General features: G+C 60.1%; 6 protein-coding genes and 3 pseudogenes. 8 read left to right on the top strand and 1 reads right to left on the bottom strand.

The genetic code is table 11. The features are described 5' to 3' along the window. Positions 1-232 (bottom strand): annotated as a pseudogene (locus BSU04_RS11835) (hypothetical protein); the annotation flags it as partial. Positions 233-494: 262 nt separating this feature from the next. On the opposite strand from BSU04_RS11835, the gene BSU04_RS11830 reads away from it, so the two are divergent. The 8 genes and pseudogenes from BSU04_RS11830 to BSU04_RS49135 form a co-directional block, all read left to right on the top strand. Beyond that, the gene (locus tag BSU04_RS11830) at positions 495-1,064 is read left to right on the top strand and encodes a polyhydroxyalkanoate granule-associated phasin (RefSeq protein WP_256982554.1); all 570 of its coding nucleotides are present in this window, start codon (positions 495-497) and stop codon (positions 1,062-1,064) included. After that, complete coding sequence (locus BSU04_RS11825; protein WP_256982553.1) at positions 1,061-1,969, top strand: class I SAM-dependent methyltransferase; 909 nt, start codon at positions 1,061-1,063, stop codon at positions 1,967-1,969. The genes BSU04_RS11830 and BSU04_RS11825 overlap by 4 nt, the downstream gene beginning before the upstream one ends. Before the next feature lie 317 nt (positions 1,970-2,286). Then, complete coding sequence (locus BSU04_RS11820) at positions 2,287-3,423, top strand: sensor histidine kinase (protein ID WP_179258299.1); 1,137 nt, start codon at positions 2,287-2,289, stop codon at positions 3,421-3,423. Positions 3,424-3,630: 207 nt separating this feature from the next. Next, entirely contained in the window at positions 3,631-5,571 is a 1,941-nt protein-coding gene (locus tag BSU04_RS11815) for an acyl CoA:acetate/3-ketoacid CoA transferase (protein ID WP_089160781.1), read from the top strand. Between the two features lie 11 nt (positions 5,572-5,582). Continuing rightward, positions 5,583-7,247, top strand: a pseudogene (locus BSU04_RS48780) (acetolactate synthase large subunit). Continuing rightward, the gene (locus tag BSU04_RS11805; RefSeq protein ID WP_089160780.1) at positions 7,244-8,371 is read left to right on the top strand and encodes a zinc-dependent alcohol dehydrogenase family protein; all 1,128 of its coding nucleotides are present in this window, start codon (positions 7,244-7,246) and stop codon (positions 8,369-8,371) included. The pseudogene BSU04_RS48780 and the gene BSU04_RS11805 overlap by 4 nt, the downstream one beginning before the upstream one ends. Positions 8,372-8,558: 187 nt before the next feature. Beyond that, positions 8,559-9,479 (top strand): alpha/beta fold hydrolase, encoded by a 921-nt coding sequence (locus BSU04_RS11800; RefSeq protein ID WP_179258298.1) that lies wholly within the window; start codon positions 8,559-8,561, stop codon positions 9,477-9,479. Then, positions 9,463-9,605 (top strand): annotated as a pseudogene (locus BSU04_RS49135) (ISL3 family transposase); the annotation flags it as partial. The gene BSU04_RS11800 and the pseudogene BSU04_RS49135, both read left to right, overlap by 17 nt.

The following is a 9,605-nucleotide window of genomic DNA, read 5'->3' as shown; positions in this document are numbered from 1 at the left end:
CGCGCCAGTGGCTCAGATGCGAGCTGTAGAGACCCTCACGGCGCAGCAGTGCCCCGACCGCGCCGCTGGCATTGCACGCGTCGGCTTCCCGCACAATACGGCGCTTGTAGCTCGTCGAAAAACTCCGGCGGCTTGGCGCCGCGACGACCTCAGCATCGGTTGCCGTTTTCCCCGAGGCCCCCTCGGGGAAAACCTTCGCACTGACGTCACGTTCCTCAAAAACCTCTTTCATCTGCTTATCCATCTGTGGGCAACTTCCTTAAACTGTTTGAAGAAGTTGTCTCACAGCAGTTTGACACAGGGGGGCGCGCTCGTGTTCCGCCATCGCCAGTTCCGGGTCACCGCGTGGCCGACGAGTCACTGAGCGGTAACATCAAAGTGCATGAATGATGTCGACAGCCAACGCTAAGGATGCGCGATTGCGCTCCGTGGTCCGGTCGACCAGCTTTCTGACTCCTGCACTGACCCGGTGGACAGCAATGAAGTAGGTAGCAGTGAAGAAATCGGCACCGCTTCTGCGTTGCCATTGTCCTCAGGCGATCCATAGAATGCTTACTTGCTCGGAGGCCCAGATGAATACGTCAGTCCTTTTACCGTCTTTCGCCGAGCTTTCGACGAACTGGTGGCGCATCTTTACTGAAACTTGTGAAATGCTCAACGCGACCACTCCAGTCGTTAAAGCCCGCATGGCCCGCCTGGTGATGGCTGGCCCGCTACCCAATGAGCGAGACCGGATCGAATTCAATCTGATGCGCCGCGAAAAAAGCGAGGCAGCGTTCGAATCGATCGAGGCGATGGGTTCAGGATTCGTAAGTCTAGGCATGGCACTGGCGATGGATGCCAGCAAATATATCTGGGCTACCTCCGCTGCGGCTGCGGCGTTGGCATCAAGTCAATCGGCCGCGCAATGGTTTGCATGCCAGGCAGAGCTTTTGAAGATCGCAACGGACTCTCCCTCAAACCCTTTGCAATTGGCCAGCTCGACTGCGCGCGTGATGCAGGCAGGCCTCGCACCCATTCACGGCCGCGCAACCGCAAACGCCGAACGGCTGGGTGCGATTTGACGGCCGCCGTTCTGGCGCCGCCGCTTCGCGAAGAGAAGCTGCGGACGCGCAATTACGACGGTGATGGCTTGGCGAAGATTAGGTCCAAATTGGACGGCGTGTCGGAGACGATGCTGTGGACGCTCTACGACCGGGCATGCGAAGCACGTCGTCCCGATGGTGTTCTAGTCGACCCCGACAGCGTGCACATCTGCGATGCAATCGACTATGACTTCGCGCGCCATTTCGGCGACCCTGTCGGTTCGTTCGCCGCGCGGGCTGCAGAGATCGATCAGCTATTGAGGCGCTGGCTCGAGCGCCATCCAGACGGCCTGATCGTGTCCTTGGGTGAAGGCCTGGAAACCCAGGTCCACCGCGTAGACAATGGTCGGATGCGTTGGCTCACGGTCGATCTGCCGGCTGCGATCGAACTGCGCAAGCACTTCCTTCCTTCGTCCAGGCGGTTTCGTCACGTGGCTGGAAGTGTGTTCGAGCCAGACTGGATGGACGAGATTGAACGGACCCCCGACGTATTCATCGTCGTTCAAGGCCTCTTTATGTATCTCGAGCCTGCAGCGGTGAGACGCCTGTTTGTCCAGATCGTCGAGCGTTTCCCAGGGGCCGAAATTGCTTTCGACGTGATCCCGCGGTGGTTCTCCCGGTTAACCATGTGGGGCTTCATGCAAACGCCGTACTATCGCGTGCCGCCTATGCCGTGGGGCATCGACGGCGATGAAATAACCGCTCGCCTACACGGTTGGACGTCAGGTATCGCAGCGATACGCATGCTTGAGTACCGGGTACCTCGTGGCTGGCCGAAAATAATGGAAGACCTTTTTCGTATGAACCCGCTGACCAAAATCCATTTACCTTGCCTGGTTCATCTCAAGGTGAAGAAAAAGCTGACTGTCGCGCGTGGCCAATGATCACCTGCGATTGCGGAGCGCCGCATTGAACGATAACGGCGAGTGTATTGTCCAGCAACCTACAGTCCGTTCGACTGTTCCAGGCTGATGCCAACCGCCGAATGGTACGCGCTAACCGTCGTCACTTAACCATCGGCCATGGAGGCTCGTTCGCGACCGGCGCACTAGCCCTATGGTTGGGAATGCTCAACATGACATGCCGGGGCATACATTGAACTACCCCCCGATCTTGAGCGAAGTCCACGTCGCGTGAGCGAATGTCCTGTGGCGACCGCAGGCGATCAGCCAAGTACAGCCGACCAAACGAGGTATTGCTCATGATGCACGATTTCCTTTCAAACAACCGCGATGACCTCATTGAACGATGCCGCGTAAAAGTCGCGCACCGGCCCGCCCGAGGGGCGACTGTGGAGCAATTGCAGAACGGTGTGCCGCTATTTCTGGATCAGCTTATTCAGACGCTGCGCATCGAACAAACCGTCGAGCCCATGGACAGTCGCAAGATTTCTGGCCCGTCGAGTGGCGAGCCGTCGTTTTCGGCGATCGGGATGTCAGCCGCGCAGCATGGACGACAACTCCTAGAGCTCGGGTTTTCCGTCGATCAGGTCGTGCACGACTATGGCGATCTGTGTCAGGCGATTACAGACCTGGCCTATGAGCGTGATGCGCCGTTTCAAATCGACGAATTTCGAACGCTCAACCGCTGCCTGGACAATGCGATAGCCGACGCGGTGACAGAATTCAGCTATCAGCGCGACTCGGCTTCGACGGACAAACACGTCGAGGAGATGAATGAACGCCTTGGATCTTTGGCCCATGAGTTGCGAAATTTCCTCCAGACTGCAACGCTCGCCTTCACCGCGGCCAAAACTGGAAATCTTAGCCTTTCGGGGGCGACGGGATCAGTGCTTGAACGCAGTTTAGATGGCCTTCGGGACCTCATAGATCATTCTCTGACTGACGTTCGGTTGTCAGCTGAGAGCCCGAAACCTGCGCAACTGTTCTCCCTCACTGAGTTCATTGGCGAGATCAAACGGGCGGCGGAGCTCGCGGCCCGCGCTCATGGGTGTGTGTTCACGGTGTCTCATGTCGATGCCGATCTTGCCGTTTGCGCGAACCGGGATCTCCTATTCTCGGCGCTGGGAAATTTGCTACAGAACGCGTTCAAGTTCACTCATCTTCACACCGAGGTCACGCTTGACGCATACGCTGTTGCGGGCCGAATCCTGATCGATGTAAAGGACCACTGCGGGGGTTTGTCAGCAACCGATGTGGAAAGCATGTTCGAGCCATTCAGGCAAAACGGCGTTGACAGAACTGGGTTGGGATTAGGACTTTCGATTGCCCGCCGCAGCGTACAGGCAAGTGACGGGATTCTCAGCGTACGCGACATCCCGGACACGGGGTGTGTCTTCACTATCAGCCTGCCCCGGCATGCAATGGTGCTGCAATGACGCAAACGGACGTCTGGAACCCCTTCCCTCTAATCATTCAATCGGAGACTGTTAGAGCACCATGGGGGTTAGGTAGTTGGCATACCATTGCTGGTGATGGCGAAGAAATGGCTAGGCTACGCTCGCTAGAGCTCCAAAGGGAGAACGCATGTCCCCTTGTTTGGCAGCGGTAGCGACCGCACATTTACCTCCTCTTCGAGCTGCGCTATGAAAGACAAGATTGTCACCGCCGACGAAGCGGTCGCGCTGATTCGCGACGGCGACAGTGTCTGCTGCTCGGGCTTCGTTGGCATAGGTACACCAGACGAATTGATCATGGCGCTGGAGCGACGCTTCACCAGCGCAAATGAACCGCGCAACCTGACGCTGGTGTTCGCCGCCGCGCCCGGTGACGGCCGGGATCGGGGGCTCAACCGCCTGGCACTGCCGGGGCTGGTCAAGCGTGCTATCGGCGGTCATTGGGCGCTGTTGCCGAAGCTCGCCCGCATGGCGACCGATAACCTGATCGAGGCGTACAACCTTCCTTTAGGGACGATGTCGCATCTGTATCGGGACATCGCGGCGCATAGGCCGGGCACGCTGACGCAGGTCGGCCTGGGTACCTTTGTCGATCCGCGTCACGGAGGCGGAAAGATCAACGCGAGCACGACCGAAGACCTGGTGAGCACGATCGATATCGACGGCAAGACCTGGCTCTTCTACAAGGTCTTTCCCATCAACGTGACCCTGATTCGCGGCACCACGGCCGACCCCGAAGGCAACGTGACGATGGAACGCGAGGCGCTCGTGCTCGACGCCATGGAAGCCGCCATGGCCGCCCACAATTCAAATGGATTGGTGATCGTCCAGGTCGAACGGATCGCCGCGAGCGGCACGCTCGATCCGCGCACCGTGGTCGTACCGGGAATCTTTGTTGACCGCGTTGTTGTCGCCCGCCCTGACACTCACGCCCAGACGTACGGCACCGCGTACAACCCTGCGTTCTCCGGCGAAATGAAAGTCCCGTTGGGGACGATGGAAAGCCCGGTGCTCGACGAGCGCAAAGTGATCGCACGACGATGCGCGTTCGAGCTGCCGCTCGGTGGCGTGATCAATCTCGGCATTGGCGTTCCCGCAGTCGTTGCAGCCGTGGCAGCGGAAGAACGGTTGCTGAGCCATCTCACGTTGACCGCCGAACCCGGCCTGATCGGTGGCACCCCGCAGGGCGGCTTGAACTTCGGTGCGGCGATCAACATCGACGCCCTGCTTCATCAGAACCAGCAGTTCGACTTCTACGATGGTGGAGGGCTGGACCTCGCGTGTCTCGGCATGGCGGAGATCGATCGATGCGGCAATGTGAACGTCAGCCGCTTCGGGCCAAGACTCGCCGGTGCCGGCGGGTTTATCAACATCAGCCAGAACGCCCGTCGCGTGATATTCGCCGGAACGTTCACGGCCGGCGGCCTGGAAGTGGTGGTCGAGGATGGACATCTGCGTATTGTCTCGGAGGGTTCGAAGAAGAAACTCGTTGAGGCTGTCGAGCAGATCACATTCAATGGATCGCTCGCTGCCGAAAGCGGTCAATCCGTGATGTACGTGACTGAACGATGCGTCTTTCGTCGCGTGCCTGAAGGACTTGAGTTGACGGAGATTGCACTCGGCATCGATATCGACCGCGACATTCTCGCCCACATGGACTTCGCACCCATTGTGCGAGACGTGCGATTGATGGACCCTCGAATTTTCTTGCCGCAGATCATGGGCCTCGCGACGGTCCTGCTCGATCTGCAGATGAGCGAACGGCTCAGCTACGACGCCGGCCGAAACGTGATGTTCGCGAACTTCGAAGGCATGGCGATCCGCTCGAACGGCGACGTGGAAAGCGTTCGGCGTGTGCTCGAGGCATTCTGCAATCAGATCGGCCATAAAGTTTCGTTGATCGTCAACTACGACGGCTTCCGGCTGGACGAGTCCGAGGCCGACGCGTACTTCGAGATGGTCAGGCAGTTGCAACTCAAGTACTACAGCTCGGCGACCCGCTTTACTACCAGTGCATTCATGCGCATGAAGCTTGACGCTGCATTTGGCGTGCTCGATTCTGCATCGCATGTTTGCGAAACACATACGCAAGCAGCCGCTCATGCGACACGCTGTGGTGTAAAGACATAAGGTGACTATCCATGAAAGCATCCGACTTGTTCGTCAAGGCGCTGGAGAATGAAGGAGTTGATCGAATCTTTGCCGTGCCTGGCGAAGAGAATCTCGACATCGTCGAATCACTGCGGCGCTCCAGCATCCAGCTGATTCTGACTCGCCATGAACAGTCCGCCGCATTCATGGCGGCAACCCACGGCCGCCTCACGGGAAGGCCCGGCGTCTGCATGGCGACGCTTGGTCCCGGCGCGCTGAATCTGGTCACCGGCGCCGCCTATGCGCATCTCGGCGCCATGCCGATGGTGCTCATTACCGGGCAGAAACCCATCATGACGGCGCATCAGGCGCGCTTCCAGACAGTCGATATCGTCGCCACGATGAAACCGCTGACCAAGGCGTCACGGCAAATAGTCAGCGGCACCAGTATTCCGTCCGTGGTGCGCGAAGCGTTCCGGCTGGCTGCGGACGAGCGGCCCGGACCCGTCCATCTAGAGTTGCCTGAAGACGTGGCGGCCGTCGAAGTAAGCGATGAGATTACAGTCGTGGCCCTGCACCCCGTCGAATTGCCGGTGGCGCAGGAGGCTGCCATCGAACGGGCTGCGGCGCTGCTGATGAAGGCCGGGCGTCCGTTGGTCATGTTCGGCGCCGCCAGCAACCGGCCACGGCTCGTGGGTCAGTTGACCGAGTTCATCCGGCGCACCGGTATCCCGTTCTTTAACACGCAGATGGGCAAGGGTACCGTTGCCGCCATCGGCCATGACGAGGCCACGGAACTCTGGATGGGAACCGCCGCGCTGAGCGCGCGCGACTATCTGCACGAGGGATCGACCGCGCCGACCTGATCCTTGCGATCGGCCATGACACGGTCGAAAAGCCGCCGTTCATCATGGGGCCGAAAGGACCCAAGGTCATTCACGTGGGATATACGCCGGCGCACGTCGAACAGGTGTTCTTCCCGCATGCCGAAGTGGTGGGTGACCTCGGCCTGAGTCTCGCGCGGCTCGCCCGAGCAGGTTGAAGGCAAGCTTCCGAACGCGGCCGCATTGGCGCCTTTGCGCGAAGGCATCCTCAGACGCACGTTGGACCGGGCGCAGGAATCACGCTTCCCGCTGACGCCTCAACGCATCGTCCACGACGTTCGCGAGGTCATGCCGGCTGACGGCATTGTCGCGCTGGATAAAGGCATGTACAAGATCTGGTTCGCGCGGTGTTACCGGACCCGCAGCGCCAACACGCTGCTGCTCGACAACGCCTTGGCAACGATGGGCGCAGGCTTGCCGTCGGCGATGATGGCCGCTCTGCTTTACCCTGCCCGGCGCGTGATGGCGGTGTGCGGCGACGGTGGCTTCATGATGAACTCGCAGGAACTTGAGACCGCCGTCCGGCTGAAGCTGAACCTCGTCGTATTGATCATCCAGGACGATGCCTACGGAATGATCCGATGGAAACAGGCCGTCGACAACTTCCCGGACTGGGGTCTCACTTTCGGAAACCCCGATTTCGTCAAGTATGCGGATGCCTATGGAGCTAAAGGACGGCGCGTTGAGTCGGCCGAATCGCTGGCGCCGACACTGGAAGCGGCATTCCGCGAAGGCGGCGTGCAGTTGGTCATCGTTCCGGTCGACTACTCGGAGAACACTCGCGTACTCGTCGAGGAACTCAAAAACCGGGTTTTGGAGGTCGCACAATGAAGATCAAGGCAGCAGTGCTGCAGGCGATGGGCGCAACACCACCCTACGCCGTCTCCCGCCCTTTGCATATTGAAGAGATCGACCTGGCGCCGCCAGGCGCCGATGAAGTGCTGATCAAGATCGCCGCCGCCGGCCTGTGTCACTCCGACCTGTCCGTGATCAACGGCGACCGGCCACGTCCGATGCCAATGGCGCTTGGCCACGAGGCCGCCGGTGTTGTCGAGGAACTGGGGGCAGGCGTGACCGACCTCAAGGTTGGCGACCACGTCGTTGTGGTGTTCGTGCCGAGCTGTGGCCACTGTGCGCCATGCGCCGAAGGCCGCCCGGCCTTGTGTGAACCCGGCGCCGCGGCTAACGGTGCCGGCACGTTGCTGTCCGGTGCACGTCGTCTCACGCGCGGCGGCGAAGCCTTGAACCATCATCTTGGATGCTCGGTGTTTGCCGAATACGCGACTGTTTCGCGCCGCTCTGTCGTCAAGATAGATCCCGCAGTTCCGCTGGACGAAGCCGCGCTGTTCGGGTGTGCCGTGCTGACGGGCGTGGGCGCGGTGGTCAACACGGCACAGGTCAGAGTCGGCGCATCCGTTGCGGTGGTCGGCCTTGGCGGTGTCGGCCTGGCGGCGCTCATTGGCGCGCAGGCGGCTGGCGCCCGGCAGATCGTCGCAATCGACTTGTCCGACGCCAAGCTCGAGCAGGCGCGCGCCCTCGGTGCCACGCACACGGTCAATGCCGGTCGGGCCGATGCGATCGAACACGTCCGCGCGCTCAGTTCTGGTGGCGTCGAGTTCGCCTTTGAATTCGCCGGTTCGATCAATGCGCTGGATCTGGCTTACCGCATTACGCGTCGCGGCGGTTCTACCGTCACAGCGGGGTTGCCGCCGTCAAGCGCGCTTTGGCCGCTTCCCGCGGTCAGCCTTGTTGCAGAGGAACGCACCCTCAAGGGCAGCTATATCGGCACATGCGTGCCGTCGCGCGACATCCCGCGCTACATCGATCTGTATTTGCAGGGTCGTTTGCCGGTGAACAAGCTACTCACGGGCCGCCTCAAGCTCGATGAGATCAATCATGGCTTTGACATGCTGCACGAAGGCGAAGCGATCCGCCAAGTGGTGGTATTCGAATGAGGCAATTCGCAGATCTGCAGTACCGCCTATTAGGATGTGAGCCGGGACGGCCATGTCGAGGTTTTCGTCAGTGCCAAGTCTCAAGGTGTGCTCGGCGAGGGAATCGTCGACTGGCGGCACAAGCGCCACTGATGTGCCCTCGTGACCAGGACGCGACGCGATGCAACCACAACTGAAGCCCCTGTCCGTGCTCGGCCACGGTGGCTTTCGCAGGCTTGCCTATGCCGAATGGGGGCCGCCCAAGGCGGCCCGAACGATAGTCTGTGTGCACGGGGTTTCTCGCACGGGGCATGACTTCGACATGCTGGCAGCTGCGCTCGCGGCAGCAGGAGCGCGCGTCGTCGTACCCGACCTTCCCGGGCGGGGACGCAGCGAATGGCTCGAATCGCCTGCACACTACACCGACCGTGCCTATACCAGCGCGATGTCGACGTTGATTGCACGGCTCGATGTCGATCAAGTGGATTGGGTCGGCACTTCACTTGGCGGTCATATCGGCATGCTCATAGCGTCAGAGTACGCGACGCCGGTGCGCCGGCTTGTGCTCAATGACTTCGGTGCGCGCATCTCGGCCGCGGCATTGCGCCGGATCGGCGGTTATTTGACTCGCTCCTGGCGGTTCGCCTCGATCGACGAGGTCGAAGCGCATCTGCGCGACGTTCACGCGCCGTTTGGCAAGGCCAGCGACGCGCAATGGCGTCATCTTGCTCAGCACAGCGCAGTGCCGGACGACGCGGGCGGCTTACGTTTCCATTTCGATCCAGGCATAGGCCTGCGGTTCGCAATACCGATCTGGCTGGACGTGGTTCTGTGGCACATCTGGGACAAAATAGACTGCCCGGTGCTCATTTTGCGCGGAGAAGACTCCGACTTGCTGACACGGAGCAGTCTGGACGCCATGCTCAAGCGCGGCCTGGCGTCTAGGGCCGGCAAGGTGGCCCAAGGACGTTTTGAGTGGAACTTGACATCAAGTACCATAATGGCCTCCGCTGTTTCCCATCAGATTCTTTGTAAGCCGACGGCCATGTCGACGGGTTGCGAAGAAGTGATGGTAGGCAGTAGTCGCCCTTATCTGAATCGAGGAATCGTCTGTGAGTGTTGCCGTTGAAACCCTGTTTACTTCCGCGTTGGGTCTGCAAGCTCCGTGGATGGTATCCAGAGTTGAGCTCGATACAACCAAGCGCCGGATCGATTTCGAAGTGTCCTGCGACGCGAAAAAGTTACCGTGTCCAGC

Source organism: Caballeronia sordidicola, from assembly GCF_002220365.1.
GTDB lineage: Bacteria > Pseudomonadota > Gammaproteobacteria > Burkholderiales > Burkholderiaceae > Caballeronia > Caballeronia sordidicola_C.
This window is presented reverse-complemented; position numbering and strand designations above follow the sequence as displayed.